The following is an 18,756-nucleotide window of genomic DNA, read 5'->3' as shown; positions in this document are numbered from 1 at the left end:
GTGATATCAGCAGCCACACCCCTACAAGGATTTCCCATGAACATCACGACAACTCCAACCATTGAAGGCAAACGCATTGTCCGCTACTGCGGTGTGATTGCAGGAGAAGCAATTCTCGGTGCTAACATCTTTAAAGACCTTTTCGCAGGCATTCGCGATATTGTCGGTGGTCGCTCAGCCACATACGAACAAGAGCTGCAAAAAGCGCGGATGATTGCCCTAGAAGAATTAAAACAAAGAGCAAAAGAGCTAGGAGCCAATGCCGTAGTCGGCGTGGATCTTGATTACGAAACGTTTGGTAAAACCAATGGCATGTTAATGGTTTCAGTGAGTGGTACAGCTGTAGTTGTTGAGTAGCAGGGGCTTTCCTGTCGATCTGTTGAGACAAAAATAGAGGGGCACAATTGATGCCCCTATTTATGTATGGCCAAGAACGATCAATCTAATCTTAACGTTACGCCACTATAGCTGCTGTAACCTTTAAGCATCACGTGATATGTGATACCTGGCTCAGCAGAGATAGTACACTGCTCATTATTACCCGCTTTATATGGACGACAATCCCATGACGATGTTGTTGGCTTACTACCAATTTTTACATAGAGATCGGCATCACCTGTACCAGAACTGGTAGAGACTTTCACATTAGATGAACTTACCACTGTAAAGTTGTAGTAAACTTCAGAGCCTTTGGCCCCTTGCAAAGCCGACACTGGCTGACCTTTTTCCAACACATTATCGGTTGGAGGCAAAGCACCGCAGTTTGCATTCACACCAACTTGATTAAATGCATCAACCACGTCAACTACGGTATAGCCTAAGTCTTGCGCGGCTTTTGCCACACCACAGCCACCTTGGTCAAAGGTGCTGTTAGCTGTCCAATACAATTGGTTAGCAACCGTAAATACTTCAAAACCTTTGCGTACCGACCAATTGGCTTTATTGGCTAACAGATAATATGCCCGGTTAAACACACCGCTTGAATTATGCACATTTAGACCGTTGTAGTATCGAGAAGCATGATCAATAGAACGACCATCTTTCGATGGTTGGTCGAAATAACGCAGACCTCCAGAGGACTTAAAAATGTCACTGCCTACTACCCAATCGACACTGCCTTTCATATAGAATTCTGCGGCTTCACCAGCGATATCAGAGAACGCTTCATTGATACCACCAGACATATTCGCATAAACCAGGCCAGAATTTTGCTCGGTAAAACCGTGACTGACTTCGTGAGCACTAACGTTAATATCAACCAGTGGATAAAACGTATTCTGGCCATCACCAAACGTCATCGATGAACCATTCCAAAACGCATTTTCATAGTTACTATCGTAATGCACACGCATGGTTAGCTGGAAAGTCAGTGGTGAAGTGTTCATCCAATCTTTATACATATCAAACACCACTTTACCAAAGTAGTGCGCATCATTCAGTGGAGAATAAGCCCCATTGATCGACTTGTGATCGTTGTAATTGCTCGCGTCTGTACATGAATAGCTGAACGTTGAACCGCCCGATGTGGCGTTTTTCATATCGACCGTTTTCACCGCACTATTCACCATGCTACAAGTGCTACCGACCTTATCGACGATAAAATTTGGATAATCCATCCCGTACTGATACAAACCCGTTTTTTGATTCCCACCAGGGCCAGAAGCGGCCGCTTCAACGTGATTCAAGCCTTCCCAAGTTTGCAATACTTCACCGCTCATCGCATCAATAAAGAAAAATGGGCGTGACGGTTCACTGGTCGCCACGAAGAAATCAACCAGATACACCACATGAGCGATTTGATTTTCATCTAAGCGAACCATGAGTTTAGCGTTTTCATTTTCTGTCTTAAGATCTTGCGTAACCAACGATGGGGCTTGCTGCTGATAATAGGCCAACGCGATATTGATAGCTTGTTGCTGTTCAACTTGTGGCGAGGTACTAGCAACATCAGCATCAATTTGTTGAGCCATCACGCCATAAACTTGCCCGATTCCTTTGCCTGTTTGTGTTGCCACGACGGAAGTATTAAAAACAGGCAAACCTTTATATATCTGCTGATAACGCACTTTAACTTTACCATTTGGTAATGTGACACTTTTCACAGGTTGAAAGCCATGTTGTGTAGCAACAATACTACGAGCCTGAAGTGATAGTGCTTGCTCAAGCACATTAGGGTCATCAACTGACACCATTTGTGCTGCAGATACTGGGAGTGCCGCAGCTATTGAACTAGCAAGGAATAACCACTTTATTTGACGTTGTTTGTTTTTCATTTCTCAATCCTAGAGAGTTGTTATAAGCATCCGTTTACGATTTACTTCCTATCAACCATAAACAGTGTGACTGCGAATAATTCGCACATTCAAATTGGATCAAGAAAATCAGCTTCGCCAGCAATACGCAAAAAAAGGAAAAATCTTACGTAAAATAATATGGTCACAAAAAAAACAATAGCAAAAGTAAAGCTACGAATTATTGATAATTTATGTTTATATATTAGATTGATAGCAATTAATGATAATTTAATGTTCATTAATTGGTACATAAAACTATCAGCTTATATTTACTTGAAATTAAACAATCGCTTTCACTTTTTTTATAAGTGATGCTCATAGTCATCACTTTGAAGATTTATTTGCTATTCAATGGGTAAAATCTGACACAATTGGCCAAAACCTGTAATAACAACTCTTTGTCAGAAAACCACACCAGAAATTATCACCACCTTTACATTGCCTGACGGACTCTTTACACCGAAATTGTTACTATTTCTCCATCAAATCATTAATACCGTTTCACAATGAAAGGAGCAATCCGATGAAAAAAGTAATGATTCTTGCTGCAGCATTAACTATAAGTACAACCGCTTTTGCCGGTGTTAGAACTTCAAACTCTGAAACATCGTTTAAAACTGAAGCTTTTGCTACCGAACAACAAGCTTATAACGCAGGGTTTGATTTGGTCGAGCAATTCCAGAACATGTCACCGAACCAATTAGCGCATAAACTGCCAATATCTGAGGTATCACTCAATGGTCAAAGCGTAAAAGTAAATGATATGGAAGTGCATGTAGAACCATTTGCCAAAAATCCTGGCCAAATTCAGTACCGCGCTATCGTTGATGTCGACTATCAATTCCAATATCGGGAAAACAAAAGAAGCTAATTATTCCAGCCCTTATCTCATTGATGATAAGGGCTCTTTCATTTTAAACCTTATAAAATATAAATGCTTTTAGAGGTACAACCCTACTGACGATAAAAGGCATTGAACTTAGGTTATCTCCTCTTATCTTCATTTCATTAACCTATATATTAATTTCATCTATTCATTTGAAATTATACGGTTCCATACACATAAAAGTAGACATTTGCCCTGCGAATATCCAAACACATAACTTTTACAAAAATAAAATACATTCTTGACATAAATCATGACTATTTATCTCATCCATCATTCACTCCGAAAAACAATGACACAGACAGACCATACTTGAAAATATCACATTCAACTTTTCACCACTCTTTTCACTTACCTTTATTTTTCAAATCATTAGCATAATTCTCATCAACAGTTCTCTAAATCTTCTGTTGATAAATAATCTCTTGATTCTATTTAATTAAGGTATAACAAATGAAAAAAACATTACTTTGTCTATCTATGCTTATAGCAAGCTCATCAGCAATGGCATCAGCATATAATACTGCAGGTTTCGCAGGTTTCGATCACCAACTCTACAATTTTCCAGACCATAAGTTTGCACTCTCGTTCGATGAAACAAAAATGCAAAGTGGAGCTGAAATTCAAAGTTATAATTGGGAATTAACCAAAGTAACTGGCAACGCAAATATGTCAGACGTAGCCATTAGAAATGAAAATAAGGCCGATACAACATTTACTTTTAACGGAGTTGTCGATGAGCCTGTCGTTCTAACGTTTAAATTAACTGTTACACAAGACAACGGCACAACAACCTCAGATGAGGCAAACTACTATCTTTACAAAGCGCCAGAGCAGGTAAAATTCGGCAATGGGAAAAAAGCCTATACCTTTGGTAAGTACTATAAAGTCGGCGATATAGTTATATATAAAAAGAAGAAGTTTCAATGTGTTCGTGGCCTAAGTGCTGGACCAGCTAGCGACAATGGACTAGGCGAGCCTTCACACTTTGTCATGGGTGAACCTTGTACTTTCGGTACTTATTTGTCTAATGGTGATCTTAATGGCTGGCAACCTGATGGTGTCAGCAGTAGTTCATACTCTGTTTGGAGACCTATCGGTGTCACGAAGGCATATAAGGTTAAACCCTATGAAGTTCAAGACATATCTGATATCAGAGCGGGCCTTATAACACCATATCGATTAGGTGATCGCGTGACATATGAGGGTAAAACTTACCAATGCGGCGGCCATCATTGGGGCAGTGGATCGGCTCCGTACTGCAGCCTAGAGATACACCATCCAAATTCATACTATGCAAATAAGTTTAAAAGTTGGGTAGATGTAGAGGTTCTAGGTGATAACCGGATTTAGCATATAAACCACCCTTTATCGCACATATCGAACAATTTAGTGAGCGATGAGACATTAATTATACCCTTAAGTATTTATGTTTAAGGGTATTTACATATTGAACTGATGATTTTGTCCGCATTATTGATTGTTCTAACTTCGGCAATGCGCTATTTCACCGCCCACAACTCAGTATCAATAGTATGGTGCATGTTCGTCACCACATGTCTATTTTAGAACATTATGCTTGTCTAACTCCTTCCGCTTCCGGCTCCCCATTTATCGGAACACTCTGCACCGATAAAAATCGAGCATTAAACAAACAATAACAAATAACATCCGAAACAAAATGCAATCGATTTCATTAATATACCTGGCATTAATCCCTTAAAAATAGAAACTAATCATTTGTTTTTAGCGGTAAATTAATTCACATGCAACATTTATCACAGAAATGCATTCGTTTGCGCATGACAATGCCACCCTCTTTCGAACGAAGTTAAATTTTAGCGTTCGAACTTTAAAACCATCGCAAAATAATAATGAGGTTAACTATGTTTGGTATCTTCAAACCCCAAGCACATATAGATCGGCTCGCCTCCGAGCGGGTTGACGGTGCGTACAGCCGTTTACGCTGGCAGCTATTTCTCAGCATCTTTGTTGGTTATGCTGGCTATTACCTTGTTCGTAAGAACTTTAGCTTAGCCATGCCCTACCTCATTGAACAAGGCTTTAGCCGTGGTGACTTAGGGGTAGCCCTTGCTGCTGTTTCTATCGCTTATGGTCTCTCTAAATTCTTAATGGGCAGCGTGTCAGACCGTTCTAATCCCCGCTATTTCTTAAGTGCAGGTTTGTTGATGTCGGCAGCGGTCATGTTCTGTTTTGGCTTTATGCCATGGGCGACAAGCAGTATTACCGCAATGTTCATTTTGCTATTTTTAAATGGTTGGTTCCAAGGTATGGGGTGGCCGGCATGTGGACGTACAATGGTGCACTGGTGGTCACGCAAAGAACGTGGGGAAATTGTTTCAGTTTGGAACGTGGCTCATAACGTTGGTGGTGGCTTAATTGGACCTCTTTTCTTATTCGGCCTTTGGGCGTTCAACGATGACTGGCGTGCTGCTTTTTATGTTCCAGCCTTTTTCGCCACTTTAGTTGCTATTTTCATTTGGATGACGCTTCGTGATACTCCTCAATCTTGTGGTCTACCACCAATTGAAGAATACAAAAACGATTATCCAGACGACTACGATAAATCTCACGAAAACGAGATGACTGCGAAAGAAATCTTCTTCAAATATGTCTTCTCTAACAAATTGTTATGGTCTATCGCAATTGCAAACGCATTCGTCTATTTGATTCGCTACGGTGTGCTTGATTGGGCTCCTGTGTATTTAAAAGAAGCCAAAGACTTTACTGTAGACAAATCGTCTTGGGCTTACTTCTTCTACGAATGGGCCGGTATTCCAGGTACATTATTGTGTGGTTGGGTATCGGATAAAGTGTTCAAAGGCCGCCGTGCACCTGCTGGCATCTTGTTTATGGTACTGGTTACCGTTGCGGTATTGGTTTACTGGTTCAACCCTGCCGGTAACCCAGTGGTCGATATGGCTGCCTTGGTTGCGATCGGTTTCTTGATTTACGGCCCGGTAATGTTGATTGGTCTCTATGCTCTTGAACTCGCACCGAAAAAAGCAGCGGGTACAGCGGCAGGCTTAACCGGTTTGTTTGGTTATCTCGGTGGCGCTGTGGCCGCTAATGCAATTCTCGGTTACACCGTTGACCACTTCGGTTGGGATGGTGGTTTTATGATCCTCGTTGCCTCATGTGGTATTTCTATTCTTTGCCTACTGTATGCATTCATTGGTGAGCGTGCGCATCATAAAGAAAAAGACAGACTCGAGGCCGCCAAAGCATCGACGTTGTAATCGAACTGACTCCGAGATGTGTTTGATTGTATGACATCACACTTCTCTTCACCTAGAACACAGCACTCCCCCTGCATCGACAGGGGGCGTTTTTAAGGATAGAAACATGAAATTGAAACCACTCGCACTTTCACTACTTGCTTTAGCCTGTTCAACGTGGGGTCACGCCGACCCACTAGTGATTGCTCACCGCGGCGCTTCTGGATACTTACCAGAACACACATTAGAAGCCAAAGCGCTCGCTTATGGCATGAAGCCTGATTATATCGAGCAAGATGTGGTGATGACCAAAGACAATCAACTGGTTGTGTTACACGACCATTACCTTGATCGCGTCACAGATGTTGCCGAACGCTTTCCTGATCGCGCTCGTAGCGATGGCCGCTACTATGCGATTGATTTTACCTTATCCGAAATCAAAAGCTTGCGCGTGACCGAAGGCTTTAATATCGATGACAAAGGCAATAAAGTAGCGGGGTTCCCCGACCGCTTTCCGCTGTGGAAATCCAACTTTACTGTCCCAACTTTCGCTGAAGAAATCGAGCTAATCCAAGGGCTCAATAAAACACTGGGGTATGACATTGGCATTTACCCTGAAATCAAAGCCCCTTGGTTCCACAAACACCAAGGCAAAGACATCAGTAAAGCCGTATTAACGACCTTAAAAGAATACGGTTATACGAATAAAGAAGACAAAGTCTACCTACAATGCTTTGATCCAATAGAACTCAAGCGCATTAATGACGAACTGCTACCCGCCATGAAAATGGATTTAAAACTGGTTCAGCTCATGGCGTATACCGACTGGAATGAAACCATGGTTTATGACGGCAACCAAGCCCAACCATACAGCTATGACTGGATGTTCGAAGCCAATGGAATGAAGCAAGTCGCGACCTACGCCGATGGTATTGGTCCATGGAAACCAATGTTAGTTGATGACGCATCGACCAAGGACAACATCATCATTAAGCCTTTGATGAAAGAAGCAAAAACACAAGGCCTAGTGGTTCACCCCTACACATTCCGCGCAGAAAAAGATCGCATCGCTCCGTATGCAGACAGCTTTGAAGATATGCTTGATGTGTTCTACAACAAAGTAAAAGTCGATGGCTTGTTTACCGATTTTCCTGATAAAGCGGCAACTTTCTTGCACCAGAAATAAATGTTGCTTTACTCCTGATTAAAAGACGCCATTACTTCCCCCCTCCCAAGTAATAAGTAATGGCGTCAATTTGTTGGTGGCGATAATCTATCCAAAACGGCACAAAAAACTGTCCCAGTTCTGTATGCCATCGAATCAATTACGCAATCATTAGGATCATAGCCACACATCCTAAATTCCTGAGCTATATATCTATTGAGTTCTCGCTCCGTTCGATTTTTTACTCAGTAATGCGCTATCTTTAGGATCATAGCCATACCGACTAAATTCCTCATCTATATATTGATAGAGTTTTGGCTCCGTTCGATCTTCTTGCTTTGCCCACTTTGCAATTGCACTAGCTAGAATGTAAGATCTAGTACGACCATGGCTGCTGTCAAGTGTTCCACCAACAGAAACAATGCTAGAAAACTCAGAGTAAGACACGCCTGGTGTTAAAGATTTCATACCCATAGGTGTATGGTCGATTAATGCTTCTTTTATAGTACGATTATCGTTGAGCTGCGCCACTATTTCACGAGCTTTATCGATATCAGCACCTTGTAAATAGAATATAAAACTATCTGTCCTAATACCTTGACAATCTGGACTCAATATTTTGCTATTTTCGATATATGAATTATCTCTAACCATCTTAGCTAAGAAAGGGAGCACGTCTTTTACTTTAGAACTCTGCAACGCTAAAGTAATTCGTGAATTTATCTCCGACCCCTCGCGATAAGATAGCGGACTGACAAAATAATTAAAACGACGTGCCAGTATATAGCTATTCAATAACTCGAAGCGAGGATAATGTGGGTTTTGTGGGATAATCCCAACTTTCTTTTTTTGATGTATACCGGATAAAACATTGACTAACTGCTCTTTCTGAGTCGAGTCAAGAGCCTTCATATCTGGATGCGTGTCAGCTGTATACATTTTATACAGCTGATTGGACAACAACTCTAGGTCGTTTCGAGAAAGAATATCAGGATACTCATGAACGAACCTACTCGCTTGCTCGTATATTGAGGTACTACTCAATCGAACGCTTAGGGGACTGCGTTCTTCCATTTTTGATATTATGCGATGTAGCGCAGAGTTATTATCAGGGTATATTGAGGCACTACTTGTTCCCTTTGAGCTACGATCAGAAAATTCTTTTTCTGAAAAAGACGAGCTTTTAATGCTCGACAGCTGAGTTTCCGAGGCGGTAGGATTTGTATTGCTTATTGAGATAACGCTTAGGGTACCTTTTGGTATTACGTCCTCATGTGGTACAGAGCTGTCACTAGGTATTTTAGGTGAGTTTAAGTTCACAGGCATAAATAAGCATCCATTCAAATTGAGTAAGGCTGATTATTTATAATAAAAAATTATATTCAACAGACTGTTTATGGAATATACCGAAAAAACAAGACCTAACGATTAATCCTATAAAAACCGCAGAGAAATACCACATGTTTATTTGATGAAAAAGCGTTATGAAATCAATATATTGTCTTTATCGTTGAGCTTTCCGATGATGAATATCAACTTCCACTCAATACGTTACACACAGCGGTCGACTTCAGCGCTAATGCCTATATAACGCAGCAACTTTTCCCATACGGATATCTCACATTAACCGATCATTTCGATAATAGCGGTGTTGGCTACATTCGCTCACCCCAATCACATAGTTTATCTATGCTCATGGGGATAAACTCACTTGCCGCCTACCTGCAACTTCAAGTTGTTTGGGTATAGATTTGCTCATTATTCTTGACATTTCGTTTCCAGATTTTCGTGTCACACACTCAAAAATAAAGCGGCGACTTTCTTGCATCACAAATAAATATTGCTTTACTCCTGATTAAAAGACGCCATTACTTCCCCCCTCCCAAGTAATAAGTAATGGCGTCAATTTGTTGGTGGCGATAATCTATCCAAAACGGCACAAAAAACGGCACCAGTTCTATATCATCGAATCGATTACGCAATAATGCGCGATCGTTAGGATCATAGCCACACATCCTAAATTCCTGAGCTATATATCTATTGAGTTCTCGCTCCGTTCGATTTTTTACTCAGTAATGCGCTATCTTTAGGATCATAGCCACACATCCTAAATTCCTGAGCTATATATTGATAGAGTTTTGGATCCGTTCGATCTTCTTGCTTTGCCCACTTTGCAATTGCACTAGCTACAATGTAAGACATAGAACGGCCATGGCTGCTTCCACCTATTACACATATACCAGGTAGACCAGGAGGAAATATGTTAGAAAACTCAGAGTAAGACACGCCTGGTGCTAAAGATTTCATACCCATCGGGGTATGGTCGATTAATGCTGCTTTTAAAGTAGGATCATCGTTGAGCTGCGCCGCTAGTTCACGAGCTTTATCGATATCAGTATCTTGTAAATAGAGTATAACACTCTCTGTCCTAAAGCCTTGAGAATCTGGACTCAACATTTTGCCCACTATGATAGATGGATTATCTCTAACCATCCCAGCTAAGAAACAGAGCACGTCTTTTACTTTAGAACTCTGCAACGTTAAAGTAAGTCGTGAATGTATCTTCGGCTCCCCGCGATCAGCGCGATCAGATAGCGGACTGATAAAATAATTATGACCAAATTTATTAGGCAAGAACTCAGAAAACCCTGGGCTTTGTTCAGAAATATGAACCTCACCTTTTTGACGAATCTCGGATAATCTATCGCATAACTCTTCTTTCTGAATCTTGTTAAGACCCTTCATATCTGGATGCGTGTCATCTGCATACATTTTATACAGCAGAGCGGAGAACCCCAATCCCAATGGGTCGGCTTTAGAAAGAATACCAGGATACTCATGAACGAACCTACTCGCTTGCTCGTATATTGAGGCACTACTCAATCGAACGCTTAGGGGACTGCGTTCTTCCATTTTTGATATTATGCGATGTAGCGCAGAGTTATTATCAGGGTATATTGAGGCACTACTTGTTCCCTCTGAGCTATGATCAAAAGATTCTTCTTCTCCTGAAAAGGACAAGCGTTTAATGCTCAGCGGCAGAGTTTCCGAGGCGGTAGGACTTGTATTGCTTATTGAGATAACACTTAGGGTACCTTTTGGTATTATGCCCTCATGTGGTACAGAGCTGTCACTAGGTATTTTAGGTGAGTTTAAGTTCACACGCATAAATAAACATCCATTCAAATTGAGTAAAGCTGATTATTTATAATAAAAAATTATATTCAACAGACTATTTATGGAATATACCGAAAAAACAAGACCTAACGATTAATCCTATAAAAACCGCAGAGAAATACCACATATTCATTTGATGAAAAAGCGTTATGAAATCAAGATATTGTCTTACTTGCCGCCTACCTGCAACTTCAAGTTGTTTGGGTATAGATTTGCTAATTATGCTTGCAATTTCGTTTCCAAGATTTTCGTGTCACACACTCAAAAATAATGAGAAATGGTCAGATAACGCGCACGAATATGTTCAATCAATAACCTGACTTTATTCGGGGGCTGGCGCGTAAACGGATAGACCGCGTAAATGCCTAGTTTTTTGCCAACCTGTTCAGGGAAAATATCAACCAACTGGCCGTTGCGAAAATCGTGATAGACCAAACAACGCGGGACATAAGCGATACCGTGACCACCTAAGGCGGCTTTTCTTAGTGCGGTCGCGTTATCGGTTGAAAAGCTCCCGGCTACTCTGACGATATAATTCCCTTTATGACCTTTAAACTCCCATTCGCTTGCGCCCGTGGTTTGATAAGCGTATTGCAAACAATTGTGGCTCGTTAAGTCTTCCGGTTTTAATGGTTTACCATTTTTAGCGATGTAAGACGGAGAGGCACAAACGACCCATTGTGAGTCTAAAATATGGCGCGCTATCAGGCTTGAATCTTCCAAGTAACCTGTGCGGATCACTAAGTCAAAACCGCCTTCAACCAAATCGACAAAACGGTTGTCGAGCGACATATCGACCGTCAACCCAGGGTGAGAATTACAAAATTCCGCCACCGCATCAGCCAAAATCAGATCACCTGATATCGTAGGTACTGACATTTTTATATGGCCACTGACGTTTTCACCAAATCCGGCCACCGCATCCATTGCTTCTTGAGTGGCGAGCTTCACATTTTTCGCACCATGTAATAGTGCTTTGCCCGCTTCGGTCAGAGTTAATTTACGCGTCGTTCGATATAATAACTGTACGCCTAACTCTTCTTCCAAACGAGCAATTCTTTTACTAACCACTGAATTTGTAAGACTATTTTGTTCTGCAACCTTACTAAAACTCCCTAGTTCCATCACTTGTGAAAATAAGATTAAGTCATCTGCTCGCATTCTATTATGCCAATTTTGGAATTAATTATTTTCATTATTTCCCTATATCCAAAAAAAAGAAAGGAGTAAATTCACGCCAAATTAACAAAAAAATCACAAATATAATAATTCAGCTACCCGTCATTGATGGATAAGTAGCACCAAACCCTACAGGACACCTGCTCTTCTATTAGCACATAACACTAAGAGCAAACTTTACGAGGAAGTATCCATGAGTGAAACAGTACTAGCCTTAATTGCCTTTTCCCCCATTGTGGTGGCGGCAATTCTATTAGTTGGCCTTAACTGGCCAGCTAAAAAAGCCATGCCGGTGGCCTTTGGCTTAACCGTTGTTATTGCCCTAACAAGTTGGGATATGTCAGCCAACCGAGTTCTGGCATCGATTTTTCAAGGGTTCGGTATCACCGTTTCCGTGCTCTGGATTGTGTTTGGCGCGATCTTCTTACTCAACACTTTGAAACACACCGGAGCCATCACCACCATTCGTAACGGTTTTACCGATGTCTCGGCGGATCGCCGTGTGCAAGCTATTATTATTGCCTGGTGTTTCGGCTCTTTCATTGAGGGCGCATCCGGTTTTGGTACACCAGCAGCAATTGCTGCGCCACTTTTAGTTGCGATTGGCTTTCCTGCCCTGGCAGCAGTTTTGATGGGTATGATGATCCAATCCACTCCCGTTTCTTTTGGTGCGGTTGGAACACCGATTATCGTCGGAGTAAACAAAGGGTTAGATACGCACAATATCAGCGAAGCATTACTCGCTAACGGTTCGAACTGGGATGCCTATTTGCAACAGATAACCTCCAGTGTGGCGTTAATACACGCAGGCGTCGGCACACTGATGCCAGTGTTAATGGCGATGATGTTGACGCGCTTTTTCGGCAAAAACAAAAGCTGGACTGAGGGGTTAGATATTCTGCCATTTGCCATTTTCTCTGGTTTGGCTTTTACCGTTCCTTACGCACTCACGGGTGTATTTCTTGGTCCAGAATTCCCATCGCTCATTGGTGGGTTAGTCGGCCTGTCTTTGGTCGTCACCGCAGCCAAAAAAGGCTTCCTCGTGCCTAAGTCACAGTGGGATTTTCCTGAAGAAAAATCATGGCCAGCAGAATGGTTAGGCTCTCTTAAAATCGATGTAGAAGAGATAAAAAACAAACCGATGAGCTTAGCACTGGCGTGGGCACCGTATGTATTACTGGCTGTCGTGTTGGTTGCCAGCCGAGTCAGTACTGAATTTAAATCGTTCCTCACTGGCATTAGCCTTTCCTTTGCGAACATTTTGGGTGAAACAGGTATCAGCACTGCAATTCAACCACTGTATTTACCTGGTGGGATATTAGTCTTTGTCGCACTGCTGGCGGTTATTTTGCAATCTCGCAACGCGATGCCTTTAGTCAAAGCTTTCGGTGAATCAAGTAAAACCTTAATTGGCGCAGGCTTTGTATTGGTGTTCACTATCCCTATGGTGCGTATTTTTATTAACTCTGGCGTCAATGGTTCCGACCTCGCAAGTATGCCTGTCACCACGGCTAATTTTGCGGCAGGCTTGGTGGGCGAAGCTTTCCCTGCATTGAGTGCGACTGTTGGTGCACTTGGTGCATTTATCGCAGGTTCAAATACGGTTTCCAATATGATGTTCAGCCAATTCCAATTTGAAGTAGCACAAACGCTCTCTATATCTAGTGTTGTGGTTGTCGCGTTACAAGCGGTTGGAGCTGCGGCAGGTAACATGATTGCGATCCACAACGTAGTCGCCGCTTCTGCCACCGTCGGTTTGCTTGGGCGTGAAGGTGCAACACTGCGCAAAACCATTATCCCAACTTTCTACTATCTTGTGATGACGGGCGTGATCGGTTTAGTGGTGATTTACGGCTTTAACATGACCGATGTGTTAATGACCAAGTAAGTATCAACTTCATCACTTATAAAAAATAATGCAGAGCAGACCTCAATGTCTGCCCTGCTTAAATTAGGATTCGATTTATGATCATTTCAGCCTCTACTGATTATCGCGCCGCCGCCCAAGCAAAGCTGCCTCCTTTTCTATTTCACTATATCGATGGTGGTTCTTACGGTGAGCACACACTAACACGCAACACCGCCGATTTAGCGGAGATCGCTCTTCGTCAGCGTGTACTCAATGATATGTCGGAGCTCAGTTTAGACACCGAGCTATTTGGTGAACCACTAGCGATGCCGATCGCCCTTGCTCCTGTTGGCTTAACCGGCATGTATGCTCGCCGTGGTGAAGTGCAAGCAGCGCGTGCAGCGGAAAATAAAGGTATCCCATTTACCCTTTCTACGGTTTCTGTTTGTCCGATAGAAGAAGTCTCTGATGCTCTTGCACGCCCTATTTGGTTTCAGTTATATGTACTCAAAGATCGCGGTTTTATGAAGAACGTCCTAGAACGCGCCAAAGCTGCTGGGGTTAAAAACTTGGTATTTACCGTTGATATGCCAGTTCCCGGTGCGCGTTACCGTGATATGCATTCAGGCATGAGTGGCCCAAATGCGGCAATGCGCCGTATGTTTCAAGCGATGAAGCACCCAAGCTGGGCGTGGGATGTTGGTCTGATGGGGAAACCGCACGATTTAGGTAACATCTCGACTTATCGCGGTACGCCAACTAAATTGGAAGACTATATTGGTTGGCTAGGGGACAATTTTGACCCATCAATTTCATGGAAAGATTTAGAATGGATCCGTGATTTCTGGGAGGGTCCAATGATCATCAAAGGTATTTTAGATACAGAAGATGCCAAAGATGCGGTGCGCTTTGGCGCAGACGGCATCATCGTCTCGAACCATGGCGGACGTCAGTTAGATGGCGTACTTTCCACCGCCAAAGCCCTGCCTTCTATCGCTGATGCCGTAAAGGGAGACCTTAAAATTCTCGTTGATTCTGGCATTCGTTCTGGGCTTGATGTGGTGCGTATGCTCGCCCTCGGCGCGGACTGCACGCTACTTGGTCGCTCGTTCGTTTACGCATTAGCGGCGCAAGGCCAGCAAGGGGTAGAGAACTTACTTGATTTGTATGAGAAAGAGATGCGCGTTGCGATGACCTTAACTGGGGCAAAAACCATCGCTGATTTATCACGTGACTCCCTCGTTAAGCTTTAGGCTCATTCATCGAATACCACAAAAAAGGAAGCAGTTATGGCGCAATCGTATTCCAACTATCAGCAACTCGAAAAGAGGCTCGCGACTATGATCGAGCCAGAGCGTATCATCACTCAGCAGGCTAAGCGCCTTGCTTATGGCACTGACGCCAGTTTCTATCGTCTGATACCGAAGATTGTGTTGCGTTTAAAAAATCTCGATGAGGTCATTTTTGCCATTAAAAACTGCCGAGAATTGGCCATCCACTGCACCTTTCGCGCTGCGGGTACTAGTTTATCTGGCCAAGCAGTATCGGATTCAGTATTGATTACTCTCACTGACGATTGGCGCGGTCATCGTATCCATGACGATGGAAAAAAAATCACGCTACAACCTGGAGTCATTGGCGCTGATGCCAACAAATATCTCGCCCCTTTTCAGCGTAAAATAGGCCCTGATCCCGCCTCCATCAACACCTGTAAAATCGGCGGTATTGCTGCCAATAACGCCAGTGGCATGTGCTGCGGCACCGCGCAAAATTCTTACCGCACCGTCGATAGCATGAAAATCGTATTCGCGGATGGTGTAGTGCTCGATACAGCAAGCCCTGAGAGCATAGCTGCATTTAAAACAGCCAAACCCGAATTAATTGAAGGCATTGCACAACTTCATGCTCAAACGGCACAAAACCCTGAACTATCACAGCGTATTCGGCACAAATACCGTCTTAAGAACACCACGGGCTACGCACTCAATGCCTTAGTGGATTACTCAGACCCCATTGAAGTAATTGAACATTTGATGATTGGTTCTGAAGGAACTCTCGGCTTTATTGCCGAAATCACCTACCACACCGTGGTTGAACACGCACATAAAGCTTCGGCTTTGTTGGTGTTTTCCGACATTGAACAGGCCAGTCAAGCGGTCACCACCCTTTCTAAAACACCTGTGGCAGCAGTGGAAATGATGGATGGCCGTGCCATGCGCTCAGTGGCCGACAAAGCTGGCATGCCTGCATTCATTGCAACATTAGATGTGGAAGCTGCCTCACTGTTAATTGAATCTCACGCCAGCGATGAAACCACACTTCACAGGCAATGTGACGCAGTAATGGCGGCGCTGAGTGACTATAAAATCATCGAATCGGTGCCTTTTACCTCCGAAGCAAAAACCGTTGCCACCCTGTGGGGAATTCGCAAAGGCATGTTCCCAGCCGTTGGCGCTGTCCGTGAAGTAGGTACGACAGTGATCATTGAAGATGTTGCCTTTCCCGTTGAAAACCTAGCCAATGGTGTGCGTGATTTACAAGCCTTGTTTGATCAATACCACTACAAAGAAGCGATCATTTTTGGCCATGCATTAGAAGGCAATTTGCATTTTGTTTTCACGCAAGGTTTCGATAGCCAAAGTGAAATCGACCGTTATGGCGCATTTATGGATGATGTTGCCGAATTAGTCGCGGTGAAATATCAGGGCTCGCTCAAAGCAGAACACGGGACTGGTCGTAATATGGCACCTTATGTGGAATTAGAATGGGGCAAAGATGGTTATGCTCTGATGCAACAAATTAAAACACTGTTTGACCCACAAGGGTTACTCAACCCTGGCGTGATCATTAACGACGACCCGCATTCTCATTTATCTAACCTCAAACCGATGCCAGCAGCGGATGAGCTCATTGATCGCTGTATAGAGTGTGGATTTTGTGAACCAGTGTGCCCTTCGCGCACGCTGACCCTTTCACCTCGTCAACGCATTGTCTTATATCGAGAACTACAGCGCCGCCACGCACAAGGTGAAACAGTGGAAGCGTCTGAGCTTGAGAAAACCTTTGAATACCAAGGGCTTGATACATGCGCCGCAACCGGTTTATGTGCAGAGCGCTGTCCAGTAGGCATCAACACAGGTGACTTGGTGAAAAAGCTGCGCAGTGCAAAATATCAAAAATTTGTCCCAATCGCCAAATGGACAGCGGAACATTTTTCCACCACCACAGCGCTCACAAAAGCGGGTTTGAAGGCCAACCAAGTGGCGACAAAAATGCTGGGGAAAAACATTGTTGGTGGCGCGACCAATGGCTTACGCACATTGACCAAAGGAAAAACTCCGATTTGGTATCCAGAGCTACCACAAGCGAACGCACAACAGCTTGATATTGCGGTCGAAAACCTGCCACGCCGCGAGAAAAAAGTGGTCTACATGCCTTCATGCGCTAGCCGAAATATGGGCCAACAAACCAGTGCTGGCGATCAACGACCACTAACCGAAGTCACGTTATCGTTGCTCAACAAAGCGGGTTATGAGGTCATTCTACCAAGCGAGCTCAGTAGCCAATGTTGTGGCATGCCCTATGACAGTAAAGGGATGAATGAACTCGCACAATCAAAAGCAGAGCAATTAGAAGCAGTATTGTGGCAAGCCAGTCAGCAAGGACAATACCCAATATTGATGGACACGAGCCCGTGTGCAAAACGCAGTATTGAACACTTTACTAAGCCACTTGAGGTATTAGAACCAACTGGATTCGCTAGTAAATATCTGTTGCAACACCTCGCCATTACGCCAAGAGAAGAGACAGTTATGCTGCATGTTACTTGCAGCTCGCGGCGTATGGGCTTAGAGGCCGCGATGCTGACACTAACCAAGGCGTGCGTCAGTGAGGTTCTTGTGCCAGAACATATTCAGTGCTGCGGCTGGGCGGGCGATAAAGGCTTTACCACACCAGAGCTTAACGCCGCTGCCGTTCACCCATTGAAAGAACAAGTTCCCCCTCATTGCCAACGTGGATTTAGCAACAGTCGAACCTGCGAAATTGGGCTTTCCCACCATAGCGGCATTCCGTATCAATCTATTTTATATTTGGTGGATGAGGTATCAAAACCACGCTGAATATGGAATGTAATGATATTAAAATAACAGACAACAATCACATTTATATACCAAAACAACTTGAAGTTGCAGTCAGGAAGCAAGTTCACCCTCATGAGCATATGATCAATAATGTGATCGGAGTGAACGAACTTAGCCAACACTTCTGCAGCTTCAAGTCGTAAAGATATAGGCCAGTCAATAAAAAATATTTCTATTACTGAATAGATAAAAATTCATTGTTTTTCTTACTAAAATAATGAAATTTATCTAAAATACCATTATTGTATTGCAAACAAATAAAATCGGTTTTAACAATTGGAGCATATTTTTCAACATCACCAAACCAAGCCCTATAACTAATTTGTGGCCTTATTGTTAAAATATTATCAGTAGCAGGAACTGTAGTAGTATCCACAATTCCGGAGATAGTGAACTCCTCTCCAGGCTGCACAACACTTGGTGTCATGTTAAGCGATGAATACGGAAAATGTACTTCACTTTGAGGATTGTCTTCGTTAGTCCAAACCTGTGGATAAGTAAGAGCCAAAGTATCTAATGACAAATTTTGGAATGTAATTGACATAAACAATATTGGACTTGATGAAAAATCAAATTTATCTGTTGAATATGCAGTGTACTTATCTGCCCAAGGATATGAATAGACCATTTTTGTTGGGCAATCTTGTAACTCTTGACTTAATACCGATGCGTAAACACCACCTGAAAAAAACACTAGTAAAACCATGCTCAATAAATTTTTATTAATCATTAGCTACCTATTTTTATATTATCAAAGTAATTTTTAATATAGAGGTATCTGTTAGAAAAGAGACCAAGTGATAAAGTCAGAATTTTCTAATAATT

General features: G+C 42.8%; 15 protein-coding genes. 9 read left to right on the top strand and 6 right to left on the bottom strand.

Features of this window, described 5'->3' with window-relative positions; all coding sequences use genetic code 11:
- Positions 1 to 36: 36 nt before the first annotated feature.
- Positions 37 to 357: a heavy metal-binding domain-containing protein gene (locus tag MCT08_RS14830; RefSeq protein WP_168524459.1), complete on the top strand. Its 321-nt coding sequence runs from the start codon at positions 37 to 39 to the stop codon at positions 355 to 357.
- A gap of 80 nt (positions 358 to 437) precedes the next feature.
- Here the strand turns inward: MCT08_RS14830 and MCT08_RS14825 are convergent, their stop codons facing one another.
- A complete protein-coding gene (locus tag MCT08_RS14825; protein ID WP_172533046.1) occupies positions 438 to 2,273 on the bottom strand; it encodes a M4 family metallopeptidase in 1,836 nt (611 codons plus the stop codon).
- A gap of 544 nt (positions 2,274 to 2,817) precedes the next feature.
- On the opposite strand from MCT08_RS14825, the gene MCT08_RS14820 reads away from it, so the two are divergent.
- The 4 genes from MCT08_RS14820 to glpQ all read left to right on the top strand — a co-directional run bounded on the left by MCT08_RS14820 (position 2,818) and on the right by glpQ (position 7,605).
- On the top strand, positions 2,818 to 3,165 hold the full coding sequence (locus tag MCT08_RS14820; protein WP_274678756.1) for a DUF3316 domain-containing protein: 348 nt from the start codon (positions 2,818 to 2,820) through the stop codon (positions 3,163 to 3,165).
- A 468-nt stretch (positions 3,166 to 3,633) separates the two neighbouring features.
- Positions 3,634 to 4,533, top strand: a complete 900-nt coding sequence (locus MCT08_RS14815) for a PKD domain-containing protein (RefSeq protein WP_274675705.1) — start codon at positions 3,634 to 3,636, stop codon at positions 4,531 to 4,533.
- A 533-nt stretch (positions 4,534 to 5,066) separates the two neighbouring features.
- Positions 5,067 to 6,440 carry a glycerol-3-phosphate transporter gene (glpT, locus tag MCT08_RS14810; RefSeq protein WP_274678755.1) on the top strand — a complete coding sequence of 458 codons (1,374 nt, stop codon included), beginning with the start codon at positions 5,067 to 5,069 and terminating at the stop codon, positions 6,438 to 6,440.
- Positions 6,441 to 6,546: 106 nt separating this feature from the next.
- The gene (gene glpQ / locus MCT08_RS14805) at positions 6,547 to 7,605 is read left to right on the top strand and encodes a glycerophosphodiester phosphodiesterase (RefSeq protein WP_274678754.1); all 1,059 of its coding nucleotides are present in this window, start codon (positions 6,547 to 6,549) and stop codon (positions 7,603 to 7,605) included.
- Between the two features lie 192 nt (positions 7,606 to 7,797).
- Here the strand turns inward: glpQ and MCT08_RS14800 are convergent, their stop codons facing one another.
- Complete coding sequence (locus tag MCT08_RS14800; protein WP_274678753.1) at positions 7,798 to 8,523, bottom strand: T3SS effector HopA1 family protein; 726 nt, start codon at positions 8,521 to 8,523, stop codon at positions 7,798 to 7,800.
- Between the two features lie 558 nt (positions 8,524 to 9,081).
- On the opposite strand from MCT08_RS14800, the gene MCT08_RS18700 reads away from it, so the two are divergent.
- Positions 9,082 to 9,333: a T3SS effector OspC family protein gene (locus tag MCT08_RS18700; protein ID WP_425609364.1), complete on the top strand. Its 252-nt coding sequence runs from the start codon at positions 9,082 to 9,084 to the stop codon at positions 9,331 to 9,333.
- A gap of 119 nt (positions 9,334 to 9,452) precedes the next feature.
- Here MCT08_RS18700 and MCT08_RS14795 read toward each other — a convergent pair whose 3' ends face one another.
- From MCT08_RS14795 to MCT08_RS14785, 3 genes are all read right to left on the bottom strand, one after another.
- A complete protein-coding gene (locus tag MCT08_RS14795; protein ID WP_168780670.1) occupies positions 9,453 to 9,599 on the bottom strand; it encodes a hypothetical protein in 147 nt (48 codons plus the stop codon).
- A gap of 22 nt (positions 9,600 to 9,621) precedes the next feature.
- Positions 9,622 to 10,752 carry a T3SS effector HopA1 family protein gene (locus tag MCT08_RS14790; protein ID WP_274678752.1) on the bottom strand — a complete coding sequence of 377 codons (1,131 nt, stop codon included), beginning with the start codon at positions 10,750 to 10,752 and terminating at the stop codon, positions 9,622 to 9,624.
- 270 nt (positions 10,753 to 11,022) lie between these two features.
- Positions 11,023 to 11,922 (bottom strand): LysR family transcriptional regulator, encoded by a 900-nt coding sequence (locus MCT08_RS14785; RefSeq protein ID WP_053311710.1) that lies wholly within the window; start codon positions 11,920 to 11,922, stop codon positions 11,023 to 11,025.
- Between the two features lie 211 nt (positions 11,923 to 12,133).
- Here MCT08_RS14785 and MCT08_RS14780 point away from each other — a divergent pair, with 211 nt between their 5' ends.
- From MCT08_RS14780 to MCT08_RS14770, 3 genes are all read left to right on the top strand, one after another.
- Entirely contained in the window at positions 12,134 to 13,828 is a 1,695-nt protein-coding gene (locus MCT08_RS14780) for an L-lactate permease (RefSeq protein WP_053311709.1), read from the top strand.
- Between the two features lie 77 nt (positions 13,829 to 13,905).
- The gene (gene lldD / locus MCT08_RS14775; protein ID WP_274675682.1) at positions 13,906 to 15,042 is read left to right on the top strand and encodes an FMN-dependent L-lactate dehydrogenase LldD; all 1,137 of its coding nucleotides are present in this window, start codon (positions 13,906 to 13,908) and stop codon (positions 15,040 to 15,042) included.
- A gap of 36 nt (positions 15,043 to 15,078) precedes the next feature.
- Positions 15,079 to 17,910, top strand: coding sequence for an FAD-binding and (Fe-S)-binding domain-containing protein (locus MCT08_RS14770; RefSeq protein WP_274678751.1), 2,832 nt, complete (start codon positions 15,079 to 15,081; stop codon positions 17,908 to 17,910).
- A gap of 196 nt (positions 17,911 to 18,106) precedes the next feature.
- On the opposite strand, the gene MCT08_RS14765 is transcribed toward MCT08_RS14770, so the two are convergent.
- Positions 18,107 to 18,661 (bottom strand): hypothetical protein, encoded by a 555-nt coding sequence (locus tag MCT08_RS14765; RefSeq protein ID WP_168524449.1) that lies wholly within the window; start codon positions 18,659 to 18,661, stop codon positions 18,107 to 18,109.
- Positions 18,662 to 18,756 lie beyond the last annotated feature (95 nt).

This window comes from Vibrio aestuarianus (assembly GCF_028858425.1).
GTDB classification, from domain to species: Bacteria; Pseudomonadota; Gammaproteobacteria; order Enterobacterales; family Vibrionaceae; genus Vibrio; species Vibrio aestuarianus.
Note: the sequence above shows the minus strand (reverse complement) of the source record. Positions and strands in the feature narration are given on the sequence as shown.